24 protein-coding genes are annotated in these 22887 nt (G+C 68.8%); 5 read left to right on the plus strand and 19 right to left on the minus strand.

The features are described 5' to 3' along the window. Positions 1-99 precede the first annotated feature (99 nt). From I6H87_RS11825 to I6H87_RS11845, 5 genes are all read right to left on the minus strand, one after another. Positions 100-1152: a DUF72 domain-containing protein gene (locus tag I6H87_RS11825; RefSeq protein WP_011615842.1), complete on the minus strand. Its 1053-nt coding sequence runs from the start codon at positions 1150-1152 to the stop codon at positions 100-102. 15 nt (positions 1153-1167) lie between these two features. Then, positions 1168-2409, minus strand: a complete 1242-nt coding sequence (locus I6H87_RS11830; protein WP_010813712.1) for an SAM-dependent methyltransferase — start codon at positions 2407-2409, stop codon at positions 1168-1170. Positions 2410-2641: 232 nt separating this feature from the next. Next, the gene (pdxH, locus tag I6H87_RS11835) at positions 2642-3280 is read right to left on the minus strand and encodes a pyridoxamine 5'-phosphate oxidase (protein ID WP_010813711.1); all 639 of its coding nucleotides are present in this window, start codon (positions 3278-3280) and stop codon (positions 2642-2644) included. Between the two features lie 145 nt (positions 3281-3425). Continuing rightward, positions 3426-4619, minus strand: coding sequence for an MFS transporter (locus tag I6H87_RS11840; protein ID WP_011615841.1), 1194 nt, complete (start codon positions 4617-4619; stop codon positions 3426-3428). Positions 4620-4927: 308 nt separating this feature from the next. Continuing rightward, on the minus strand, positions 4928-7279 hold the full coding sequence (locus I6H87_RS11845) for an AsmA family protein (protein ID WP_011615840.1): 2352 nt from the start codon (positions 7277-7279) through the stop codon (positions 4928-4930). A 212-nt stretch (positions 7280-7491) separates the two neighbouring features. On the opposite strand from I6H87_RS11845, the gene tcdA reads away from it, so the two are divergent. Then, positions 7492-8361 (plus strand): tRNA cyclic N6-threonylcarbamoyladenosine(37) synthase TcdA, encoded by an 870-nt coding sequence (tcdA, locus tag I6H87_RS11850; protein ID WP_011615839.1) that lies wholly within the window; start codon positions 7492-7494, stop codon positions 8359-8361. Between the two features lie 15 nt (positions 8362-8376). On the opposite strand, the gene I6H87_RS11855 is transcribed toward tcdA, so the two are convergent. Continuing rightward, on the minus strand, positions 8377-8955 hold the full coding sequence (locus I6H87_RS11855) for a P-loop nucleotide/nucleoside kinase family protein (protein WP_010813707.1): 579 nt from the start codon (positions 8953-8955) through the stop codon (positions 8377-8379). 124 nt (positions 8956-9079) lie between these two features. Here I6H87_RS11855 and I6H87_RS11860 point away from each other — a divergent pair, with 124 nt between their 5' ends. Further along, on the plus strand, positions 9080-9520 hold the full coding sequence (locus tag I6H87_RS11860; protein ID WP_010813706.1) for a bacteriohemerythrin: 441 nt from the start codon (positions 9080-9082) through the stop codon (positions 9518-9520). A gap of 6 nt (positions 9521-9526) precedes the next feature. Here the strand turns inward: I6H87_RS11860 and I6H87_RS11865 are convergent, their stop codons facing one another. Both I6H87_RS11865 and trxA read right to left on the minus strand, forming a co-directional pair. Continuing rightward, positions 9527-9904, minus strand: coding sequence for a cupin domain-containing protein (locus I6H87_RS11865; protein ID WP_011615838.1), 378 nt, complete (start codon positions 9902-9904; stop codon positions 9527-9529). Between the two features lie 70 nt (positions 9905-9974). Beyond that, positions 9975-10820 (minus strand): thioredoxin, encoded by an 846-nt coding sequence (gene trxA, locus I6H87_RS11870; protein ID WP_010813704.1) that lies wholly within the window; start codon positions 10818-10820, stop codon positions 9975-9977. A gap of 234 nt (positions 10821-11054) precedes the next feature. Between trxA and I6H87_RS11875 the strand changes: the two genes are divergently transcribed. Beyond that, the gene (locus tag I6H87_RS11875; RefSeq protein WP_011615837.1) at positions 11055-12770 is read left to right on the plus strand and encodes a long-chain fatty acid--CoA ligase; all 1716 of its coding nucleotides are present in this window, start codon (positions 11055-11057) and stop codon (positions 12768-12770) included. Between the two features lie 70 nt (positions 12771-12840). On the opposite strand, the gene I6H87_RS11880 is transcribed toward I6H87_RS11875, so the two are convergent. Then, on the minus strand, positions 12841-13641 hold the full coding sequence (locus tag I6H87_RS11880) for an ankyrin repeat domain-containing protein (RefSeq protein ID WP_011615836.1): 801 nt from the start codon (positions 13639-13641) through the stop codon (positions 12841-12843). A 17-nt stretch (positions 13642-13658) separates the two neighbouring features. Further along, positions 13659-14414: a gamma-glutamylcyclotransferase gene (locus I6H87_RS11885; protein ID WP_010813701.1), complete on the minus strand. Its 756-nt coding sequence runs from the start codon at positions 14412-14414 to the stop codon at positions 13659-13661. A gap of 255 nt (positions 14415-14669) precedes the next feature. Between I6H87_RS11885 and I6H87_RS11890 the strand changes: the two genes are divergently transcribed. Next, on the plus strand, positions 14670-14990 hold the full coding sequence (locus tag I6H87_RS11890; RefSeq protein ID WP_010813700.1) for a hypothetical protein: 321 nt from the start codon (positions 14670-14672) through the stop codon (positions 14988-14990). Positions 14991-15070: 80 nt separating this feature from the next. On the opposite strand, the gene I6H87_RS11895 is transcribed toward I6H87_RS11890, so the two are convergent. The 7 genes from I6H87_RS11895 to I6H87_RS11925 form a co-directional block, all read right to left on the minus strand. Further along, positions 15071-15418: an FKBP-type peptidyl-prolyl cis-trans isomerase gene (locus I6H87_RS11895; RefSeq protein ID WP_010813699.1), complete on the minus strand. Its 348-nt coding sequence runs from the start codon at positions 15416-15418 to the stop codon at positions 15071-15073. Positions 15419-15477: 59 nt separating this feature from the next. Beyond that, positions 15478-16026 (minus strand): YaeQ family protein, encoded by a 549-nt coding sequence (locus I6H87_RS11900; RefSeq protein WP_010813698.1) that lies wholly within the window; start codon positions 16024-16026, stop codon positions 15478-15480. 111 nt (positions 16027-16137) lie between these two features. Continuing rightward, entirely contained in the window at positions 16138-16446 is a 309-nt protein-coding gene (locus tag I6H87_RS11905; RefSeq protein WP_011615834.1) for a hypothetical protein, read from the minus strand. A 108-nt stretch (positions 16447-16554) separates the two neighbouring features. Further along, complete coding sequence (locus tag I6H87_RS11910) at positions 16555-17142, minus strand: YceI family protein (protein WP_011615833.1); 588 nt, start codon at positions 17140-17142, stop codon at positions 16555-16557. 14 nt (positions 17143-17156) lie between these two features. After that, complete coding sequence (locus I6H87_RS11915) at positions 17157-17540, minus strand: MAPEG family protein (RefSeq protein WP_010813695.1); 384 nt, start codon at positions 17538-17540, stop codon at positions 17157-17159. Between the two features lie 66 nt (positions 17541-17606). Continuing rightward, positions 17607-17849: an RNA-binding S4 domain-containing protein gene (locus I6H87_RS11920; protein WP_011615832.1), complete on the minus strand. Its 243-nt coding sequence runs from the start codon at positions 17847-17849 to the stop codon at positions 17607-17609. Further along, positions 17849-19606, minus strand: coding sequence for a glutamine--tRNA ligase/YqeY domain fusion protein (locus tag I6H87_RS11925; protein WP_011615831.1), 1758 nt, complete (start codon positions 19604-19606; stop codon positions 17849-17851). The genes I6H87_RS11920 and I6H87_RS11925 overlap by 1 nt, the downstream gene beginning before the upstream one ends. 255 nt (positions 19607-19861) lie before the next feature. Between I6H87_RS11925 and I6H87_RS11930 the strand changes: the two genes are divergently transcribed. Continuing rightward, entirely contained in the window at positions 19862-21301 is a 1440-nt protein-coding gene (locus tag I6H87_RS11930; RefSeq protein WP_011615830.1) for a CoA transferase, read from the plus strand. 1 nt (position 21302) lies between these two features. On the opposite strand, the gene I6H87_RS11935 is transcribed toward I6H87_RS11930, so the two are convergent. Together I6H87_RS11935 and I6H87_RS11940 are read right to left on the minus strand one after the other, a co-directional pair. Beyond that, positions 21303-21920, minus strand: coding sequence for a pyridoxamine 5'-phosphate oxidase family protein (locus I6H87_RS11935; protein WP_010813691.1), 618 nt, complete (start codon positions 21918-21920; stop codon positions 21303-21305). 56 nt (positions 21921-21976) lie between these two features. Further along, entirely contained in the window at positions 21977-22837 is an 861-nt protein-coding gene (locus tag I6H87_RS11940) for a PhzF family phenazine biosynthesis protein (RefSeq protein WP_011615829.1), read from the minus strand. Positions 22838-22887: the final 50 nt, after the last annotated feature.

Raw genomic sequence — 22887 nt, forward strand, 5'->3', positions numbered from 1 at the left:
TGGCCTCCAGCTGTGCATATTATGCACAAGTGTTCAGGCGGTGATGGCCGTTGCCTGCGGGAGCGGCCTATCGGCCACTGTGCACTGCCGGCAAGCGATTCACCGCGCCAGCCTCGCAATGATCGACTCGGCCAGCCGCACGCAACTCAGCGGCGCGCAGCCCTCGGCGTTGTTGCTGACAATGACGATGGCAGGCTGCCCCGCGCGCAGCGTGCGTACCACCACATCGGCAATGGCATGGCGGGTGTCGGGGTCGTCGTCGACGATGCGGTCGAAGGGTGCGTACAGCTTTTCCGCGTAGGCGTAGGGCCGGCCCCCATGCAGCATCCAGCGCAGCACCAGCGGGCCTGGCGCTTCCTCGTCCATCAGCGCCTGCGCCGCGGCCTGGCGCGGCACCGGCGGCAGGCGGTCGCGTGCCGACAGGCAGAAGCGCACCCCGTGGCGGCGCAACAGCCGGATATAGCGTGGCGTCAGCAGTGCTGGGTCGCGCAGCTCTACCGTGTAGCACGCATGCGGGGTGATCGACGGATCGAGTGCCGGCAGCGCGCCCAGGAAGGCATCGAGCCGCTCCAGGAACACGGCGCTGTCGGCCAGCGGACCCATCGGCGACAGCTGGAACAGCAGCGGCCCGCATTTGCTGCCCAGCCCGCTGGTGGCGGGCACGATGAAGTCGCGCACCGCGATCTCGGCATCGAGGAAGGCAGCGTTGGCCAGCCGGCCGGCGCCGTCGGAGCCGCGCAGCCAGGCATCGCAGACGCTGGCGGGCGCCTTGACCAGGAAGCGGAAGCCGTCGGGGACCTGCGCGGCATAGGACAGGTAGTCCGCCAGCGGGATCGGCCCGTAGAAGCCGCGGTCGATGCCGGCGGCACGCAGCAGCGGATGGCGCGAATATGCGGCCAGGCCCTTGCGTGACAGCAGGCTGTCGCCGTACTCGCCGTCATAGACCAGCCCGTTCCAGCCGGGGTAGGCCCAGGAGGATGTGCCGAAGTACAGGTTCGATGGCAGCTGCGCGGCGAGCGCGCACAGGGTTTCGTCCGCCTGTGCGGGTTGCACGCTCTTGCCACGCGCAGGTTTGCCGGAGGGGGCGGCGGGCGGCTCCGCAGGGGCAGGTGGGGCGGGCTGGAGCAGCCCGCCAAAGAGGTCTTCAGTCAATCGCCGGCGTTGCCTTCAGTCGTTGCGGCCAATGGGTTGGTCGTAGATATAGCGGCGCGACCACGGCAGGGTATCGGCCGGCAGCCCGGCCTTGTGGCAGAGCACCTGGTAGATCGACATCTTCTCGGTCTCGAAGGCATGTGCGCAGCCGGCCAGGTAGACCCGCCAGATGCGGTATTTCTTCTCGCCGACCAGGCTGCGGATGGTGTCGCCGCGGGCCTCGAAGTTGTCGGCCCAGTAGTGCAGCGTCTGCGCGTAGTGGCGGCGCAGCAGTTCGACGTCGAAGGCTTCCAGGCCGCCTTGCTGCAGCGTGCGCAGCACCAGCCCGATATGCGGCAGCTCGCCCTGCGGGAACACATAGCGGTCCATGAACTCGGCGCCGTCCATCGGCGTCGCGCCGTTGTCGGGGTCGGGCGAGGTGATGCCGTGGTTCATCACATAGCCGTCGTCGGCCAGCAGTTCGCGGATGCGGCTGAAGTAGCCGGGCAGGTTGTCCTTGCCCACATGCTCGAACATGCCGACGCTGGTGATGCGGTCGAAGGTGCCGGCGGTGTCGCGGTAGTCCTGCAGCCGGATCTCGATGCGGTCGGACAGGCCCGCGGCCCTGACACGTTCGGTGGCCAGGTCGAACTGGTTTTGCGACAGCGTGATGCCCACGCAGCGCGCACCGAACTTCTGCGCGGCGCGCAGCACCAGCGCGCCCCAGCCGCAGCCGATGTCCAGCAGCGTCTGGTCAGGCTGCAGCCGGATCTTGGTCAGGATGTGGTCGATCTTCTTGATTTGCGCCGTGGCCAGGTCTTCGTCGCCGTGCTCGAAGTAGGCGCAGGAGTAGACCATGTTGGGATCGAGCCAGAGCTGGTAGAAGTCGTTGGAGACGTCGTAGTGGTACTGGATCGAGTTCTTGTCTTCCTGCTTGGTATGCGCGAAGTGCTGCGCCGCCTTGAACAGCGCGCCGCCGGCGCGGTGCGTGGCCGCGGCCGAGAAGCCGTAGGCGACCTTGATGATGTCCGTCAGCCTGCCCTCGAAGTCGATTTTCTCCTGCACATACGCTTCGCCCAGGTTGTCCAGGCTCGGCGTCAGCAGCAGCGGCAGGGCCGCGGCTTCGCGTACGGTCAGCGTGACAGCCGGCTTGTCGAAGTGCCCGAGCGGGTATTCGATGCCATTCCACAGCCGCAAGCTGACCGGCAGATTGGCATTCTCTCGCAGGTCGGCGATCCAGTTGTCGAGTTGCTTTTCCAGGGCTTGCTTGAAAAACATGCGCTTTACCTCCCGATGGTTGCGGCACACGCTGCGGCCGACGCATCAGGCAAGGTTGGTACTGAGCTGGAACCTTGCCCAATCCGTATCGAGCGCTGCAAGAAAAGAGTAACCAAGCGACGCCGGTCTCACTTTAGTCCAATTCCGCAGCTTGTGCAGCGCACCGCCCAGAAGACCCCACTACCGACCCGTTCGGCGTAGTTGGCGCATGTTCAGGCGCGTGCCAACCGTTTCAGGGCGACAGCCGCACGATCTGCCAGTCGCCGCCGGGTTGCAGGCGGAAGGCAATGCGGTCGTGCAGCCGCGACGGGCGGCCCTGCCAGAACTCCAGCGCGGTCGGCACCAGGCGGTAGCCGCCCCAGTGCGGCGGGCGCGGCGGGTTTTCGCCGAACTTGCTGCGGTATTCCTGCTCGCGCTGCTCCAGCACGTCGCGGCCGGGCACCTCGCGGCTTTGCGCAGAGGCCCAGGCGCCCACGCGCGAGCCCAGCGGGCGCGTGGCGAAATAGGCGTCGCTCTCGTCGTCCGAGACTTTCTCGACGCGCCCTTCGACGCGTACCTGGCGCTCCAGCTGCACCCAGTGGAACAGCAGCGCCGCGCGCGGGTTTGCCGCCAGGTCCAGGCCCTTGCGGCTTTCATAGTTGGTGAAGAAGGTGAAGCCGCGGTCGTCGATGCCCTTGAGCAGCACGATGCGCGCGGACGGCTGGCCGTCGGCGTCGACCGTGGCCAGGGTCATGGCATTGGGTTCGGGCAGCTTGGCCGTGACCGCCTCGTCGAACCAGCGTTTGAACTGGCTCATCGGGTCGGGCGCTACGTCGGTTTCGGACAGAGAGCCCAGCACATAGCTACGGCGAAGGTCGGCAAGTTGAGTCATGTCGCAATCATCAGGATATCGGTCGGGATGCGCGGTGCGCCCGGGGGCGGGGGCCGCAGGTCCGGCTGATTCGAGTATAGCGAATGCATCGGGGATCGCATTTGCGTGGCGACAAACGTATCGGCAGCGCCACCTGCCGCGGCGGCTAAACCGGCGGTGGCAGCGCCTTGCGCCCCTGGCGCCGCGAGTAGTAGCCGGCCGCGCCCATCGCGCCCGCCATCGACAGGAAGATCGGCAGCATGCCCAGCGCCGTGCCGACCACGCCAAACGTGAGCGGCCACACCACCTGGCTGGTATTGAGCACCGCCGAGCGCAGGCCCAGTGCCTCGCCGGCGCGGCCGTGCGGCGACGCCGTGTGCAGGATATTCATGACATTGGGCTGGGCGCTGCCCAGCGCCAGGCCCAGCACGAAGGCCAGCCCGCACATCAGCCAGAACTGCGTGACCAGGGGGTAGGCCAGGTAGGCCAGCGCTCCCACCAGCAGCGCGCTGCGGATGATTTTCCACTCCGAGAGCCGGCGCGACACCGCCGGCATGGCCACGCGGATGGCAAAGGTGGCAATCGCGAAAGCGCCCAGCACCCAGCCGATCGACGACGGCGACAGGCCGATGCGCGAGCCCTGGATCGGGATCAGGAAGGCGTGCAGGTCCCATGCGGCGGACAGCACCGCGCTGGCGATAAAGACCGCGCGCAGCTCGGCATGCTGCAGCAGGTCCAGCGTGGAGTGGCGGCTGCCGTCCTCGATGGCGATGCGCCCGGCATTGCCGCCTTGCGCCGGCAGGCGCGGACGCAGCCATTGCAGGCCGGCCTGGCCGACCAGCGCCACCGCCACCAGCACCATGAAGGCGGGACGGAAGCCCGCATGCTCGATAACGTAGCCCATCGCCACCGGCCCGAGCGTGCCGGACACCGACAGCCCCAGCGCATGCCAGGTGTAGTTGCGCAGCCGGGTCTCGTTGGTGGAGACCTGGCCGATCAGCAGCTGCATCGCCACCTGGACCAGCATGAAGCCCACGCCGATCAGCGCGCATGACAGGTACAGCGCGCCGAGGTCGTGCCAGAGCGCCGGCAGCAGCGTGCCCGCCACCACCATCAGCGAGCCCGCGGTCATCGGCTTGCGCGGCCCGATCTCGTCGATGCGCTTGCCGGCGCGGATTGCCAGCAGCATTGGCAGCACCGCATACAGCGACATCAGCACGCCGAGTGTGATGGTGGAGGCTTTGAGGGAAATCGCGAACAGCGACACCACCACGCGGCTGGCATTGAAGGCCACGTGGTTGCACACCGTCAGCGCGATCAGCCAGGTGATCGGCGGGACGGCGGCGTGCGGCAGCGACATGGGAACGGGGGCTCGCGGTGGCCGCGCTCGTGGCGGCCGGCGGCCGTGCCGAGGCGGGAAAATAAAGAGGAAACAAAGGGCGGCCGCAGCCGCGCCTTCAGAAGGATGCAGCGGGCGAACCCGCACCGCACCCGATGCTTGCCATGCTTAAACTTCTTGTAAATGGCCGTTTAATTATGCGCCCGGCGTGGGCGCGGCACAACGGCTGCGTGCGGCAGGATGTCGCAGCGGGGCAAAGTGTTGCGATTTTGCTTCAGACAAGGGCGGACATGTGGCCGCCAGGCGACGCGCCATGGTTTGCACGCGCCTCAACCGCCCTTGTACAGGGGATCGTTGTCCGGGCGCGCCGGTGCCGGCGCCGGCTTGCGCTCCTCGCGCTCGCTGGCGCGTGCCGGCTGGCGGGTCTGGGCGTCAGCCTGCGCGGCGGTCCCCGGCGTTTCCTTCGGGATCGGCCTGCCGGCGGTCATGCCGGCGGTCTTGCCGGTCCTGGGATCCTTGTAGGTCTTGCCCGGCGGCGGCGCGACCGGGCGTTTGCGCAGGTCGGCCAGCAGCGTTGCGCACAGGTTGTCTTCGCCGTCCGGGGACAGGTCCACCAGCGGCAGCACCGCAGTCGCCACCGGTGCCAGCAGCGCCAGCGACAGCGCGCCGCCGGCGCGCAGCGCCAGCACCCCGATATCGGGGCTGACGGACGGCTTCTTCATGGTGCCGCCCACGTACAGTGGCGAGCGCAGCGAGAACACGCGCAGGCCCTTGGAGTCCGGGTGGATGGTCAGCGCCAGCCTTTCATTGCGCAGGTCGATGCCGCCGGTGGTTTCGACCACCGCATCTTCCGTATCCAGCACAAAGGTGCGCGCCCGCGCGATGCCGTCGGTGAAGGCAAAGTCGCTGACGCCGCAGTTGATCCGCACCGGCCTGTCGCCGAACAGCTTGCGGATCACCACGCTGCCCACGTTCAGCCCCATCGCCTCAAGCAGGAACTTGCTGACCGTGCCGTTCTCGACCAGCAGCTTGGCTTCGCCGTTGGAAGACGCCATCAGTGCCGCCACTGAATTGCCGGTGGCCGAGAGCTTCGCGCTGCCGTTGAGTTCGCCGATGCTGGTGCGCATCAGGTCAAAGGTGGGGAACAGCTGCTTGAGCTTCATGTGCCGCGCGGTCATGTCGACCGTGGCCCCCATCGGCTCGCGCTTGCCGTCCAGGCGCATGGTCGACACCAGGTTGCCGCCGGCCACGCCGAAATTCAGCGGGTCCAGCAGCAGCACGCCGTCCTGCAGCTTCAGGTGCGTGACCAGGTCGGTGATCGGCAGGTCGGCATCGCGGATGATGCGCTTGCCGGCAAAGCGCACGTCGGCGTCGATCTCGTCCCAGCGCTCGGTGCGGAATGGCGCCACCGGCAGCGCCTTGTCGGCCGGCTGGGCCACCGGGCTGTCCTTGGCGGGGCGTCCGGGCTTGGCATCGGCGCCGATCAACGGCGCCAGGTCGACAAAGCGCAGCTGGTTGGACACCAGGTTGCCGGCCAGCAGCGGGCGCGGCTCGCGCTTGGTAAAGGTCAGCGTGCCGGACAGGTCGCTGCCGCCGACGCGGCCGGTGAACTTCTGGTACTCGTAGATCGAGCCCTGCTTGCGCAGCGTCGCCATCAGCCGGCCGCGGGTCTGGTACGGGGGCGTGGACGGCAGCACCACGCCGGTCAGCGCATAGAGCCTGGCCATGCTGTCGCCGCTCAGGGTCAGGTGCACGTCCAGCGCGGCCAGGTGGGCCGGGTTGGTCACGGTGCCTTCGATCACGGCGCGGGTGGTGCCAACCCGCACATCGGCCAGGATCGGGAAGGGCACGTCGGCGTTGCGCAGGCTCAGCACCGTGCCGGCCTTGCCGCTGGCGTTGATGGTGGCCTCGTTGTAGCGGCCGGTGGCTTTCCAGCGCACGCCGTAGCGGTCGTCGGGGCCCTTGGCCGTGGCCGGCGGGGCGGAAACGCCCGGCGCCGAAGCCGCTGGCGCGGAGGCTGCCCTGGCCGCGCCGGGTGCACTGGCCGGGGGCCCTGGCGGCACCGCGGAGGCCTCGGGCGCGACCAGCGCGCCGTCGCGGGCCTTGTCATAGAGCGGGCTGCCGCCGATGGTGTCGAGCTCTGCCTGCAGCTCGATCTTCTTGAGCTGGTCGGCCAGCGCCAGGTTGCCGCGCGCCAGCACCACCTCGCCGATATGCAGCTCCCATTCGGACGGGCCCTTCTTGGGGCCGAACTCGAGGGTCCAGTTGTTGCGGGCGTCCGGCAGGCGCTCCAGCCACACCGCCGGGCTGTCGACGACAATGGTCGGCACCGCGATCTGGTGCGCCAGCAGCGGTATCGGACGCAGCACGAAGATCAGCTCGCGCACGGTTGCCAGGTTGGGCTGTTTGGCCCAGTCGGTATTGGCGATGGTGATGTCGCGCGCCGACAGCCGCGGCCACGGCACCAGCGTATGCCAGCCTTTCTCGCCCTCACCGCGGCGCCAGGTCACGCTCAGGTCGCCGTTGATGGCAAAGGGGCGGCCGATGGCCTCGGTGACGCGGTCATTGAGCCAGGGCTTGAGGCGGTTCCAGTCGAAGGTCAGGATCACGACCACCAGCAGCGCGATCAGCGCGATGGGTGTCAGCACACTCCACAGAACAACCTTGCGGCGCACGGGCATGAGGCGGGCTCTCCTGTCTGGCGGGGGGGCAGGGCCGGGGCCGCCCAAGCCAGCGCGGGGCGGCGAACGGACCACTGCACGTCTATTGTATAGTTGCGCGCTTCCTGTCTTTGTCGGGGATTGGCTGACATCGCCGCCGGAAAATGCCGGATTCTTGCCCCGCGCAGCCAAGCGCCGACCCTGCCGCACTCCATCGACCCGATACCTCCAGCATGAACGATGCCGCACACGACCTGGCCGGCCTGCCCGAGCCGCTGACCCACGAAAGCCCGGCCGAGGATGACTACCACCGCCGCTTCGGCGGCGTGGCAAGGCTCTACGGCGCCGCCGGCCTGGCCCGCCTGGAGGCGGCCAGCGTGTGCGTGGTCGGCATTGGCGGCGTCGGCAGCTGGGCGGCCGAGGCACTGGCGCGCAATGCGGTCGGGTGCATCACGCTGATCGACCTGGACCATATCGCGCTGTCCAACACCAACCGCCAGATCCATGCGCTGGGCGATGCCTACGGGCGCGCCAAGGTCGAGGCCATGGCCGAGCGCATCGTGGCCATCAACCCGCGCTGCCGGGTAACGCAGGTCGATGATTTCGTCACGCCGGACAACGTGCCCGAGCTGCTCGGAGCCGGCTATGACTACGTCATCGACGCCATCGACGCGGTGCGCGTCAAGACTGGGATGCTCGGCTGGGCCCGGCGCCAGGGCGTGCCGGTGATCACCTGCGGCGGCGCGGGCGGCCAGCTCGACCCCACGCGCGTGCGCATCGACGACCTGGCGCGTACGATCCAGGACCCGCTGCTGTCCAAGGTGCGCGCCGGCCTGCGCAAGCAATGGGGCTTTACGCGCGACCCGAAGAAGAAGTTCGGCATCGCCGCGGTCTATTCGGACGAGCCGCTGCAATATCCCGAGCCCGAGCAGCAGGCCTGCGAGATCGACGAGGCGCCGCCGCTGGACCTGCAGCCGGGCCAGCCGGCCATGCGCGGCCCGCAGGGGCTGGCCTGCGCGGGCTTTGGCTCGTCGGTGGCGGTGACGGCGGTGTTCGGCTTTGTCGCGGCGTCGGCGGTGATCGGCGCGATCGCGCGCGGCTGAAGCCGCCCGGGCCGCTCAGGCGCTCAGCGCGCGCAGCAGCCCGTCGATCTCGGCGTCGCCGGGTGCAAGGTTGTCGAAGAAGATCAGCTCCGGATAATCCGCGGGCGCCGGCATGAAGCGCCGGGTGCGGTAGGCTTCCCAGTGGCCCAGCTTGTAGGCGTCGTTGGGATTGCCGCGCCGGATGATGCGCGCATGGGCCTCGTCTTCAGGCAGATGGACCCAGACCGTGCGCACCGTCGTGCCGGCGGGCACGTGCAGCCAGCCGGGGTCATGCAGCAGGTGGGCCTTGACCTCGCGCGACAGCGGGCCGATCACGATCACGCTGATGCCCAGCGCCAGGTTCTCGCGCGCGGTGTCGAGCAGGCCCTGGTATTCCGGGTCGCGCAGGTTGTTCAGGTAGGCCGGGCTGTCGCGGTCATTGGGGTCGCCGGTGATCGCGGCCATGGCCGCGGCGCTGTAGCGGCCGTACAGGGTGTCTTTGTCGAGCAGGCAGAAGGGCTCGCCGGTGGCCTGCATCAGCGGGCCGATCAGGCGGTGGGCGAGGGTGGTCTTGCCGGTGCCGGCATGGCCGCAGAAGAAGATCAGTCTTGGCATGAGGGTTTGGTGTAGCGGACAGGGCGCATCGCCCACAGCATACCCCCTGGGCTTGCGCCAGATCAGGCCCGGGCCGCGCCGATTCGGTATCCTTGCCGTTTTCTCCCACGATTGCCGTCGATCCATGGACGCCAAAGACCAGCTTTCCTCCGCCGGCCTGCCGGACCACCTCCATCTGGGCGAACCGGTCACCGACGCCACCCATGCCGAGTTCGTGCAGCTGCTGGCCGCGGTGGCCGGCGCCGACGACGCCGGCTTCCTGGCGGCGATGGACGAATGGATCGACCATACCCGCCATCATTTCGCACAGGAAGAGCAGTGGATGGAGGCGATGGGCTTCGGCCCGCGCCATTGCCACGCGGGCGAGCACCAGCAGGTGCTGGCCGTGGCCGCCGCGGTGCGCGACAAGGTGCACACCGATGCCGAGTTCCAGCTTGGCCGCCGCCTGGTGGCCGAGCTCTCGGGCTGGTTCGACCATCACGTCAAGTCGATGGACGCGATGATGGTGGAACATATGCGCGAGCACGGCTTCACGCTGGTCGAAGGCCCGGTCACGGCGGCCTGAGCGCAGTCAGGCCGGGTGGGCGGCGGCGCGGTCGATCACCACGAAATACTTGCGCACCGGCGCCAGCACCTCGAACAGCCCGGTAAAGCCGGCCGGGATCACGCAGGCGTCGCCGGGGCCGAAATCGCTGGCCTGGCCGGCATCGTCGCTGATGCGGATCCGGCCGCTGATGACATGGAAGAACTCTTCCTTGCCGGCCGGAAAGGCGATGCGCCATGCCCCGGGCTCGCATGCCCAGATGCCGCAGTCGAAATCGCCGTGCTGCGCGCTGTAGTGCGTCCAGGTGGTGCGGTCGGGGTTGCCTGACACCAGCCGGTCCGGGCGCGGGCGGTCGTGGCTGGGGGCGGGCTCGGTCTTGAAGTCGATCAGGCGGGGCGCTGGCATGGCGGATGGCAGGAAAAATGGCGGAACTGAGTCCGCCAGTTTACCGCGCCGGGGCCCGCGGCCCGGCCGTTCAGTTCAGCGCCGTGCTCAGCTGGCGGCGCCAGTGCGACACCACGTCGGGCCGGTCGGCCAGCATCTCGAACACCGACAGCATGGTCTTGCGGCCGATATCGTCCTCGAAAGTGCGATCGGTGCGCACGATTTCCAGCAACTGCTCCAGCGCCGGCTCGTACTGCTGGCGCGCGATCAGCAGCCTGGCCAGGTCCCGCCGCGCCGCCAGGTCGCGCGGGTCGGCGGCAATGCGCGCGCTCAGGGTGGGCTCGTCCGGCAGGCCGGACAGGCCCTCCATCGCATCCATGCGCATGCGCAGCGCGGCATGGGCGTCCTGCTGCGCGGCCTGCGGCGACAGGGCCTCGAACTGCGACCTGGCCTCGGCGATGGCATTGCCGTCCAGCAGGAAACCGATATAGGCCAGCCGGGCGGCGTCGGTCTCGGGGTCGAGCGCAATGGCTTCGTCGAACTTCGCCTCGGCGCCGGCCCGGTCGCCCTCGGCGGCCAGTTGCAGCGCGTCATGCAGGGCCGTCTGCGCGGGCCTGGGCATCAGCCGCCCGAGGAATTCACGCAGGCCGGACTCGGGCAGCACGCCGATGAACTGGTCCACCGCCTGGCCGTCGGCAATCGCCACCACATGCGGGATGCTGCGCACGCCGAAGTGCGCGGCCAGGTCCTGGTTCTCGTCGACATTGACCTTGACCAGCTTCCACTGGCCGCCGGCCTCGGATTCCAGCCGTTCCAGCATCGGGCCCAGCGTGCGGCAGGGGCCGCACCACGGCGCCCAGAAGTCGACCAGCACGGGCGCCTGGCGCGAGGCCTCGATCACTTCGGTTTCGAAATTCTGCAGGGTCACGTCGCTCATGGGAAATCCTGGATCGGGGAGAGGCGGGAGCGGCCAGCCCGGGCGGGCCGCCCGAAGGGGCAAGGCAATCTATACCCCTATTGTGAGGGCGAAGGCGCCGAATGCAACGCCTTGTGCCAATACCGTGCCCGCAGGGTTCGGGAAAGTCTGCGGTTGAAAATAGAACGATCGTTCGGTTATAGTCCTTGATCATACCAAAAGCCCCGGTCCGCGAGACCGCACAGGAGACCTTGCATGCAGACCCCAGCTCGCCCGCATTTCCAGTTCTGGCCGAAGCGCCTGCCGACCGCCATCGTGCTGCCGGAGACCTCGCTCTGGGCCAACCTGGAAGTCTCGGCGCTCCGCTATGCCGACAAGGCCGCGATCCGCTACTTCGGCAATGCCATCACCTTCCGTGAGCTGGAGGCGCAGGCCACCGCCCTGGCCGGCTGGCTGCAGCAGAAGGCGGGCGTGAAGAAGGGCGACCGGGTGCTGCTGTACATGCAGAACTGCCCGCAGTTCATCGTCAGCTACTACGCCATCCTGCGCGCCGACGCGGTGGTGGTGCCGGTCAACCCGATGAACCGTGCCGAGGAATTCAAGCATTACGTGACCGACGCGCAGGCGCGCGTGGCGATCTTCACCGCCGACCTGGCCGCCGGGGTCGAGCAGGCGCAGGCGGAACTGGCGCCGGCCGAGCGCCTGGAGCATATGCTGGTGACCCAGTATGCCGACGCGCTGCCGCCCACGCACGAACATCCGGAAGACGCGCCGCCGGCCTGGCTGACCACGCCGCATCCGCTGCCCGCGGGCGCCACCGCGTGGCCCGAGGTACTGGGTGCCGGCCTGCAGCCTGGCCCGCACACCGCCGGCCCGGACGACATGGCGGTGATGCCCTACACCTCGGGCACCACCGGCTTCCCCAAGGGCTGCATCCATACGCACCGCTCGGTGATGCACAACATCGTCGGCGGCTCAACCTGGTCGGGCTCGGGCGCCGAATCGGTGATCCTGTCGGTGCTGCCGCTGTTCCACGTCACCGGCATGCAGTACGGCATGAACGGCCCGATCTACAGCGGCGCCACCGTGGTGATGCTGCCGCGCTGGGACCGCGAGGTGGCCGGCCGCCTGATCTCGCGCTACCAGGTCACGCACTGGACCAATATCCCGACCATGGTGATCGACTTCCTGGCCAGCCCCAACCTGGCCCAGTTCGACCTGGCCAGCCTGCGCTATATCGGCGGCGGCGGCGCGGCCATGCCGCAGGCCGTGGCCGAGCGCCTGCGCGAGCAGTTCGGGCTGAACTACCTGGAAGGCTACGGCCTGTCCGAGACCATGGCGCCGACGCACAGCAACCCGTCGGACCGGCCCAAGCTGCAGTGCCTGGGCGTGCCGACCTTCAACACCGACGCGCGCGTGGTCGACCCGGTCACGCTCAAGGAACTGCCGCCCAACGAGATCGGCGAGATCATCGTCAGCGGCCCGCAGGTGTTCAAGGGCTACTGGGGCAAGGAAGACGCCACCCGCGACGCCTTTATCGAGTTCGAGGGCAAGGCCTTCTTCCGCACCGGCGACCTGGGCCGCATGGACGAAGAGGGCTACTTCTTCATCACCGACCGCCTCAAGCGCATGATCAATGCGTCGGGCTTCAAGGTGTGGCCGGCCGAGGTGGAGAACCTGCTGTACAAGCATCCGGACGTGCAGGAGGCCTGCATCATCGGCACGCGCGACCCGTACCGCGGCGAGACCGTCAAGGCGGTGGTGGTGCTGCGCGCCCATGCCAAAGGCAAGACCACGCCGGAGCAGATCATCGAATGGGCCAAGGAGAACATGGCCGCCTACAAGTACCCGCGCGTGGTGGAGTTCGTTGAGGCGCTGCCGAAGTCGGGCACCGGCAAGGTGATGTGGCGCCATCTGCAGGAATGCGAGAATGCGCGCAACACCGGCGCAGAGGAGAGGCCCGCGGCCTGAGGCAGCCGGGTAGCCATATGAAAAAGGCTGGTCGACCGACCAGCTTTTTTTATTTACGCGGTGCCGGCCCTCAATGCCCCCGCACCCGCATCAGCATCTTCACCATCGTCTTGTAGCCCCGCTCGCGCGCATGGCGCGTGGGGCTCACGCCTTCGCGGTCGGCGAGGTTGGCGTCAGCGCCGGCATCCAGCAGCAGTTGCACCGTTTCCTCGTAGCGGGTGCTGCCATCGCCCAGGATCACCGCTTCCAGCAGCGCGGTCCAGCCGAGGTCGTTGACATGGTCCACGGCAACGCCGGCCTTCAGCAGCAGCTTCACCACCTCGACATGGCCGTGCTGGCTGGCGGCGATCAGCGCGGTGCCGTCATAGCGGTCGGTGCTGGCCAGGTCGGCGCCGTGCGCCAGCGCCAGGCGCACCATGTCGGCCTGGCCGGTGGCGGCTGCCAGCAGGAAGGGGCTGTTGGCCTCGGTGTCCTTCAGGTTCACATCGGCGCCGGCCAGCAGCAGCGTGCGCGCGACTTCGGTGTGCCGGTTCTGCACCGCCGCCAGCAGGGCGCTGCGCCCGCGCTCGTCGGCCGCGCGCGCCGAGGCGCCGGCGGCCAGCAGGCGCGCCACCAGGTCCTGGTCGCCGGCGCTGGCGGCGGTGATCAGGTTGCGGTCGAGCGTGCCGATGGCGTCGCGGCGTGGCGGCGGCTGCATGGCCGCGCTGCGCGGCGCTCGGGCGGCGGGCTGGCTGGCCGCGCCGCCGGCGGGCCGTGCCGCCAGGGTTTGCCCGCCCTGGGCCGCCAGCAGGCCACCCCCCATCAGCAATCCCATCAGGCCCAGCAGCTCGTTGAGTGCCTGTCTGCGGGTGAGGGCGGCGGGGCGCGTCATGGCGGCAGCTCCTTGGCTCAGACGGTTTCGTGGGGGCTGGCCGGCAGGGGCGCTGCGTCGTCGCGGGCGGCGTGCGCAGCGCGCTCGGCGTCGGCGGCATCGTTGGCCTGCAGCTGGCGCCAGAGCCTGCCCAAGTAGGGATCGTCGACGCCGTTGGTGGCCAGGCCCAGCAAGGTCTGCTGCAGGTATTCGCGCGCGGGGCCGTACAGTCCGGCAGCGTGGCGCAGGCGCTCGACCACGCTGGGATCCGGCAGCCGGCCGGCGTAGGCCTCGTGCGAGCGGTTCATGACGAAGGCGAGGGCACGCTGCTCAGGCGCGCTGGCATCCCCGGTGCGGATGCGCAGCCAGCGCGGATGGTAGGCCCCGGTCAGCATCTCGCGGCGCCACAGCACGCGGAATTCCTGCTCGACCACATGGCTGGGGATGCGGAACACCATGCCGTGGCAGCAGCCGCCCCGGTCCAGGCCCAGTACCAGGCCCGGGTTGTCCCAGGTGCCCCGGTTGATGCGGGAATAGAGGTAGAAGCCGCGGTGGTAGCCGTGCACGGTGGCGCGCTGGCGCTCGGTGTGCACCACCATCGGGTTCCAGATCAGCGAACCATAGCCGAACAGCCAGACATCGCCGCCAAGCGCGGGATCTTCCGGGCGGCGCGCCAGCGTGTCGGAAAGGGACTGCTCGAGCACGGCTTCCGGCAGCAGCGAGGACGCGACCGGAGTACTGCACAGCGAGGTGCGCAGACGGTCGGATTCGAGGTCCTGTCGCGTGATGGCCATGGTGGAAGCATAAATCAAAGCGGCGCCACGGGAAGGTGGGGGAAATGACATAAGTGCCAGTTTTTCTCAGAATTGCCTGAGCAACCGGCACGGGTGTGGGCGCCTGACAACGTTTGGCGTGGCGTGCCGCCTCTGTCACTCGCCGCGGACGGGTGCTGCCGCACCTTTGTCCGCGATCAGGTGCACGTGAATTGCTGGCCGGCGCGGCTGCCATGTCCTTACAATGGTGGCCTCAATTCACAGGGGGAACCCGCGATGGCACGCACGCTTACGGTGGTGTTCGGCAGTGGCAAGGAATATGACTTCACGATCGGCACGGACGAGCTGGCCGCGGTCACCGAGGACGCCGCGTGGCGCTGGTTCGACCGGGAATACAGCGAGCTGGGCTGTCAGGCGTCGAGCCCGGTCGGCAAGGTGCTGGTGATCGACAAGATCCTGAATGTCGCCAAGTTTTCCGGAGAGGCGCGCTTCTCCGGCGATCCTGCCTGGGCGCAGGACTATGCCCGCCATGCGGCGCGGCTGCTGGACCGGGACAAGGTCCGCGTCGATGTCGGCAACGCCGCGATCGGGTTCTGAGGCGCGGGCGCGCCAGCAAGACGGGTAGTTGCCGCGGTTGTCGCCCCTGCCTGTGCAGGCGCGACAACCTTGCTGCCGGCTTAGACCGCCAGCAGTTCCACTTCAAACAGCAGGGTAGCGTTCGGCGGGATCACGCCGCCGGCGCCGCGGGCACCGTAGCCGAGGTCGGCCGGGATCACCAGCCGGCGCACGCCGCCCACCTTCATGCCCTGCACGCCTTCGTCCCAGCCGCGGATCACATGGCCGGCACCCAGCGGGAACACGAACGGGTCGTTGCGGTCCTTGCTCGAATCGAACTTGCGGCCAGCCTGGCCGTTCTCGTACAGCCAGCCGGTGTAGTGCACGGTGACGTGCTTGCCGGCGGTGGCTTCGGCGCCGGCGCCGACGGTGGTGTCTTCGTATTGCAGGCCAGAGGGCGTGGTTTGCATGGCGTATTTCCTTCCGATGGGAACAGACGTGGTGAGAGGAGAACGCAGCGCGGCTGCGTTCAGGCTTGGGCGCGCTGGAGCACATCCAGCGTCAGTTGCACATTGCGGTCGTCGTCGGCCACCCAGATGTCGCCGTCCTGGATCGTCACCGACAGGCGCATGGCGCGCTGCGCCAGCGCAGCCAGGGCTTCGACCGCTTCCGCCGGGACATTGTAGACGGTGACGTTGCGCAGCTTGCCGGCCTTGCCCGCCATGCCCTTCCACCATTCGCGCGCGCTGGCGGCGTTGTAGGTATAGACGGTCACGCGCTCGGCGCGCGCCGCGGCGCGCTTCAGGCGCGCTTCGTCGGGCTGGCCCAGTTCGACCCAGTGGGCGATGTCGCCGGTCAGGCGCTTGTCCCACAGGTCGGGTTCGTCGGGTTCGTCCAGGCCGCGCGTGAAGGCCAGCGTTTCGGTGGCTTCGCAGGCAAAGGCCAGCAGGCGCACCATCATGCGCGCGTCATTCTCGGACGGGTGCTGGGCGATGGTCAGGCTGTGGCTGCCGTAGTAGGGCCGGTCCATGTCGGAGACCGACAGGTCAGCTTTGAAGATGGTGGATTTGAGCGCCATGAGGTGAAGTGAGCGGCAGGCGCCCCGGCTGGGGTGCGGGAGACGCAAAAGGCCGCATCATACGCCATTTGCCGGACACCGCCTGCGGGCCCGGCATACTCGCGCAGTGGCTCAGCGCTTGCGGTATTCCTTGAGGTAGAAGCGCAGCAGCGCCGACAGCAGCAGCGTGCTCAGGAAGCCGGCGGCAACGATCAGCGCCTGCCCGGCGGTGGAGTCGATCTGGCCGGCCACCCCGAGGCGGAACAGCCAGGTGCCGACCATCATCGCCAGGAACGGCATCAGCAGCGCGCCGCGGCCGTAGGTTTGCACTGCCCACAGCGGGAAGCGGCGCAGGAAGTCGCCCGGAATGCTGCAGGCCAGGCAGGCACCGGCAGCTGCCAGTGCGGCGGCCACGATGTCGCCGGAATGGATGTCGAACATGGTCTTGGTCTCGCGCGCCCCCATCAGGCACACGCAGGCGAGCGTGGCGGGAATTGGGCAAAGCGCTGATTCTACAAGAGAAATTTGCGCCGGAGGTGACGAATACGGTTACCGTGGGGTGCTGCCCGCGGGCGATGCCTCGACCGCCACTTGCAGCGTCACGGTGTCGCCTACCTCGGGCAGGAAGCGGGTCATGCCAAAGGCACTGCGCGGCACCTCGGCGCGGAAGTCACCGCCGCAGACCTGCCGGCTCACGCCGAACAGGGTGACCTCGCCGCAGCGGAAACGTTCGGCCTGCAGGCGCAGCGGCTGCGTGACGCCGTGCAGCGTCAGCTCGCCTTCCACCGCCGCCAGCCGGCCGCCTTCCATCAGGAAGCGGTCCGCGCGCAGCCGCGCCACCGGGTGCTGGGCAGTATCGAAGAATTGTGCCGAGCGCAGCACGCCGTCCAGGGTGCGGTTGCCGGTATCGACCGAGGCCAGGTCCACGGTCACGTCGAGTGCGCCGGCGCCGCTGTCCGCGTCATAGACCAGGCGCCCGTCGATCTTGCCAAAGCGCCCGCGCACCGAACTGCGCTCGAAATGGCTGGCGGAAAAATAGACGGTGGTGTGCGCCGGATCGATGGTGTACTCAAGCGGCGCCGCCTGCGCAGCGGTGATGCCCAGGGCGGCAGCGAGTGCCAGCGCGCGTGCGGCCATGGCTCAGTCGGCGTTCAGTGGACGAACACGGGCAGCAGGAACATGCCCACCACCGACAGGTAGCCGATGGTCCAGCACAGCGTGCGCAGCGTGGCGCGGTCGGTCACGTAGCACACGGTGTAGAGCAGGCGGGCCACGATGAAGACCACGGCCAGCTCGTCGATGCGGGCCTGCGGCGCCTGCAGGTGGCTGGCGGCCAGCACGGCGGCGGCAAAGAAGGGGAAGGCCTCGAAGTGGTTGCGGTGCGCCATGTCGGCGCGGCGCGCGCGGCCGGACTGCTGCTCCAGCCAGCCGCGCGGGTCATGGTTGTCATAGCCAGGCCCGCTGGCCTTGGCGATGGCCACCGTCGCCAGCGGCAGGATGCCGGCCAGCAGCACGCACCAGAAAGCGATCGGCATAATCCAGTCCTTTCGGTTGCAATGCCGGCGCCGCCGTCACTGGCGCCGCCGGCCCGGCCCGAGCGGTCAGGCGGCGACCACGCGGATCTCGATGCCCGCCAGGCCCACCACCTGCCCGGCGCGGATCTTGGCAGTCTTGCGCGATTCAGGCGCGCCGTCCACCGAGACTTCGCCGGTGGCGACCAGCGCCTTGCCGGCGCCGCCGCTGTCGCACACGCCCGCCAGCTTGAGCAGGTCATTGAGCGCGATGAACTCGCCCTCGAGCGGGAAGGTGATGGTTTGCACGGCTGCCTTGCCAGGTTTGGCCATCACTTGCCCCAGCTGTCTTTCAGACCGACGATGCGGTTGAAGACCGGCTTGCCCGGCTGCGAATCGGTGCGGTCGGCGACGAAGTAGCCATGGCGCTCGAACTGGAAGCGGTCTTCGGGCTGCGCCTCGCGCAGGCCCGGCTCCAGGTAGGCGGTGATCACCTGCTTGGAATCCGGGTTGAGCGCATCCAGGAAGTTCTTGCCGCCGGCATCCGGGTTGGGGTCGTTGAACAGGCGGTCGTACAGGCGCACTTCGGCCTCGTACGCGTGCGCCGCGCTGACCCAGTGGATCACGCCCTTGACCTTGACGCTGTCGGCGCCCGGCGTGCCGCTCTTGGTTTCGGGCAGGTAGCTGGCGTGCACGGCGATCACGTTGCCGTCGGCATCCTTGTCCACGCCGGTGCACTCGATCACGTAGCCGTATTTCAGCCGCACCTTGTTGCCCGGGAACAGGCGGAAGTAGCCCTTAGGCGGAGTCTCGTTGAAGTCCTCGCGCTCGATCCACAGCTCGCGCGACAGCGGAAAGACGCGCTTGCCGAGTTCCGGCTTCTTCGGGTGGACCGGTGCCGAGCATTCCTCGCTCTGGCCCTCGGGGTAGTTGTCGATGATCAGCTTGAGCGGGTCCAGCACGGCCACGCCGCGCGCGGCACGGCCGTCCAGGTCGTCGCGCACCGCGCCTTCGAGGGTGCTCATGTCGATCCAGCTGTCGGCCTTGGCCACGCCCACGCGGTCGCAGAACAGCTGGATCGATTCCGGGGTGTAGCCGCGCCGGCGCACGCCCACCAGCGTGGGCATGCGCGGATCGTCCCAGCCGTCCACGCGCTGCTCGTCGACCAGCTGCTTGAGCTTGCGCTTGCTGGTGATGGCGTAGGTCAGGTTCAGCCGCGCGAACTCATACTGGTGCGGCAGCGGGTCGCGAAACACGCCGCTATCGCGCAGGTGCTCAAGCACCCAGTCGTACAGCGGGCGGTTGTTCTCGAACTCCAGCGTGCACAGCGAATGCGTGATGTTCTCGAGCGCGTCCGAGATGCAGTGGGTGAAGTCGTACATCGGGTAGATGCACCACTTGTCGCCCGTGCGGTGGTGATGCGCATGGCGGATGCGGTAGAGCACCGGGTCGCGCATCACGATATTGGGCGCGGTCATGTCGATCTTCGCGCGCAGCACGTGCTCGCCGTCGGCGTACTTGCCGGCGCGCATGTCGCGGAACAGCTGCAGGTTCTCTTCGACGCTGCGCTCGCGGTAGGGCGAGGGCTTGCCCGGCTCGGAGAAATTGCCGCGGCTGGCGGCGATCTGCTCGGCGGTCTGGCTGTCGATGTAGGCGGCGCCGCGCTCGATCAGGGTCTCGGCAAAGGCGTAGAGCTGGTCGAAGTAGTCGCTGGCGTAGTACAGGTGCGGCTGTCTGGTGCCGTCCTTGCCCTCGCTGTCCCAGGAAAAGCCCAGCCAGTGCACCGCGTCGATGATCGAATCGACGTATTCGGTGTCTTCCTTGACCGGGTTGGTGTCGTCAAAGCGCAGGTGGCAGCGGCCGCCATAGTCGCGCGCCAGCCCGAAGTTCAGGCAGATGCTCTTGGCGTGGCCGATATGCAGGTAGCCGTTGGGCTCCGGCGGGAAGCGGGTGATGACGGTCGGCAGCGGTTCGCCGGCCTTGTCCTGGCGGCCGGCATAGGTGCTGGCGGCGAGATCCTGGTCGATGATGCTGCGCAGGAAGTTGGAGGCGGCGGGGGTGCTGTCGGTAGGCTTGTTGTCGTGGCTCATGATGGCGCCGGTTGGCCGGCCTGATGCGTCTGGGTGCTTGGGGCCGGGTCGTCAGATTGCGTGGCGGAATGCCAATAGCGGGATTTTACCGTGCCGGAGCCGCCGCACGCCGCGAGCCGCCGCGGATTTCCGCCCTTATCCCGGATTTGCGTCCGCGCGGATGCGCCTGGCTGCGACGAAAGTGATGTGTCGGAGTAGCATGGGAGCGTGCCGGCCCGTGGTGGCCGGCTTTGGTCCATCGCTGCAGGAATGCCCATGAACGCCCAACCCGATGCGGCGCCAGTGCCGCTTGAGCCCTCTGAAGTCGTTGCCGCGCTGTGGCGTGATGCCGGCCTGCCCGCCGAGGCGCTGGCGCACCTGAAGCTGGACGGCGCCGAGCCGGTGCTGCCGTCGAGCTTTGCCGTGGGCACCGCCGCCCAGGCCAGCCTTGGCGCCGCGGCGCTGGCAGCCGCCGCACTGTGGCACAGCCGCACCGGCCGCTGGCAGGACGTCAGCGTCGACATGCGCCACGCCATCACCGAATTCCGCAGCGAACGCTACCTGCGCGTCGATGGTGGCCCCGCGCCCGAACTGTGGGACAAGCTGGCCGGCATCTACCGCTGCGGCGACGGCCGCTGGGTGCGCCTGCATACCAATTTCCCGCACCACCGCGACGGCGTGGTGCGCTTGCTCGGCTGCGCCAATGACAAGGCGGCCGTGCAGGCCGCGCTGGAAAAGCGGGACGCCGAAGCCTTCGAGACCGCGGCGTCCGACGCGGGCCTGGTGGTTGCGGCATTGCGCAGCTTCGAGGAATGGGACCGCCATCCGCAGGCGGCCGCCTTGCGCGGCCTGCCGCCGGTGACGCTGGAGCGCATCGGCGACGCCCCGCCACAACCACTGCCGGCGCCCGCATCCGCGGATGCGCAGCCGCTGTCGGGCGTGCGCGTGCTCGATTTCACCCGCATCATCGCCGGCCCGGTGGCGGGCCGCACGCTGGCCGCGCATGGCGCCGACGTGCTGCTGGTCACTGCCTCGCACCTGCCGTCGATCCCGCCGCTGGTGATCGACACCGGCCGCGGCAAGCGCAGCTGCCAGCTGGACCTGCGCGATCCCGATGACAAGCGCACCCTGCACAAGCTGCTGCACGGTGCCGACGTGATGGTGCAGGGCTACCGGCCCGGCGGCCTGGCCGAGCTGGGCGTGGGGCCGGAGGCCGCGGCGCGCGCACGTCCGGGCATCGTCTATGTGTCGCTGAGCGCCTATGGCCATGTGGGGCCGTGGTCGCACAAGCGCGGCTTCGATTCGCTGGTGCAGACCGCCACCGGCTTCAATGATGCCGAAGCGCAGGCGGCCGGCAGCGACATGCCGCGCCCGTTGCCGGCGCAGGTGCTGGACCACGCCGCGGGCTACCTGCTGGCCTTCGGCGCGATGGCCGCGCTGCACCGGCGCGCGGTGGAGGGCGGCAGCTGGCATGTGCGGGTGTCGCTGGCGCAGGTGGGGCAGTGGCTGCGCGGCCTGGGGCGCGTGCCGGACGGGCTCAAGGCGCCCGAGCAGAAGATCGACGACGTTTCCGACCTGCTTGAGGCCGTGCCGTCGGGCTTCGGCATGCTGACGGTGGTGCGTCATGCGGCGCATCTGTCGGAAACGCCGGCGCGCTGGACCTTGCCGTCCGAGCCGCTCGGCACGCACGCGCCGGAGTGGCTGCCGCGCGGCTAGGTTAGTAGAGCGTGGTGCGCTGCCGCTCGGGCAGGTCACGGTCGTAGGCGGCGCCGTCGATGGCGTTGTCGCTCAGCGTGGCCAGGATCTCGCCGTTGCTGGGCAGCGACTGGCGCGCCACCTGCGCATCCGCTGCCCACAGCCGCGAGCGGATCAGCGCGCGGGCGCACTGGAAGAACACTGACTGCACCGTGACCACCAGCACCGTGGTCGGGGCCTTGCCGTCGGCCAAGCAGCGCGCGACCAGCGCCGGGTCGACGCTGATCTGCGCGGTGCCGTTGACGCGGATGGTCTCGTTGATGCCGGGGATCACGAACAGCAGCCCCACGCGCGGATCGGCAACGATATTGCGCAGGCTGTCGATGCGGTTGTTGCCGCGCCGGTCGGGCAGCAGCAGCGTGTGTTCGTCCAGCACCTGCACAAAGCCCGGCGCATCGCCGCGCGGCGAGCATTCAGCCCGGTCCTCGCCCACCGTCGACAGCAGGCAGAAGGGCGCCGCCTCGATAAAGGCGCGGTAGTGCGGGTGCAGGTAGTCGACTTCCTTGGACAGCGACGGGGCCGCCGGTTGCGCGTAGAGCGCTTCCAGTTCGGCCAGCGTGGTGATGGCGTGCGAGGTCATGGCAGGCGGGGCGTGGGTCGGCGGGAGGCGAAACCGTCAATGTAGCGCAGATGCCGTTACACGGTCACGGTACCCCGGCCGATCTCCAGCACGCGGCCGCCCACGCGGATGGTGCCTTCGGCATCGGCCTTCAGGCGCAGCCGGCAGGGGCGGCCAACGGCCTCGCCCTGGTCGATCGCATACTCGGCCGGCAGCGCGTGGCCGGTGGCCAGCAGCCAGCCGCCGAGGTTGGCGCAGGCCGAACCCGTGCCCGGGTCCTCGGCCACGCCGCCGCCTTGCTTGGTGAAGAAGTAGCGCGACAGCACGCGGCCGGGCTGCTCCGGGTCGAAAGCAAAGACGTAGACGGTCTTGCGGCCCAGGCTGCTCTGCGGCCAGATCTGCAGGCGCGCGCTGTCGGGGTTGGCGCGGCGCACGGCATCGGTGCCGCGCACTGCCACCAGCAGCTGGTCGGCGCCCGTGTCGACCCACATCGGCGACACCAGCAGGTCGTGTTCCCGCAGGCCGAGCAGGCTGGCGATGTCGGCATCGGACAGGCCCGCCGGCGCGGTCTTCGGCTTGCCGCTGTGGGGGGCGGTGAAGGTCCAGACATCGCCCTGCGCGGTCACCGGCACCACGCCCGCCGCGAACTCCAGCGTCAGCGCGTCGCCGGTTCCGGCCAGGTCGCGCACAGCGTGCGCGGTGCCCAGCGTCGGATGGCCGGCGAAGCGCATTTCATAGCCCGGCGTGAAGATGCGCACCCGCGCGCTGGCACGTTCCGACGGCAGGATAAAGGTGGTTTCCGACAGGTTGAACTGCAGCGCCAGTGCCTGCATGGTGGCCTCGTCCATACCGCGCGCATCCTCGAACACGCATAGCGGATTGCCACCGAAGGTGGCTTCGGCAAAGACGTTGAGCAGGCGGAAGGCGTAGGTGGTCATGGCGCGGGGGGCTCCGGAGGCTGGTTGATCACCAGTGTACGGAGCGGGGG

Origin of the sequence: Cupriavidus necator, from assembly GCF_016127575.1 — a bacterium.
Taxonomy (GTDB): Bacteria; Pseudomonadota; Gammaproteobacteria; order Burkholderiales; family Burkholderiaceae; genus Cupriavidus; species Cupriavidus necator_D.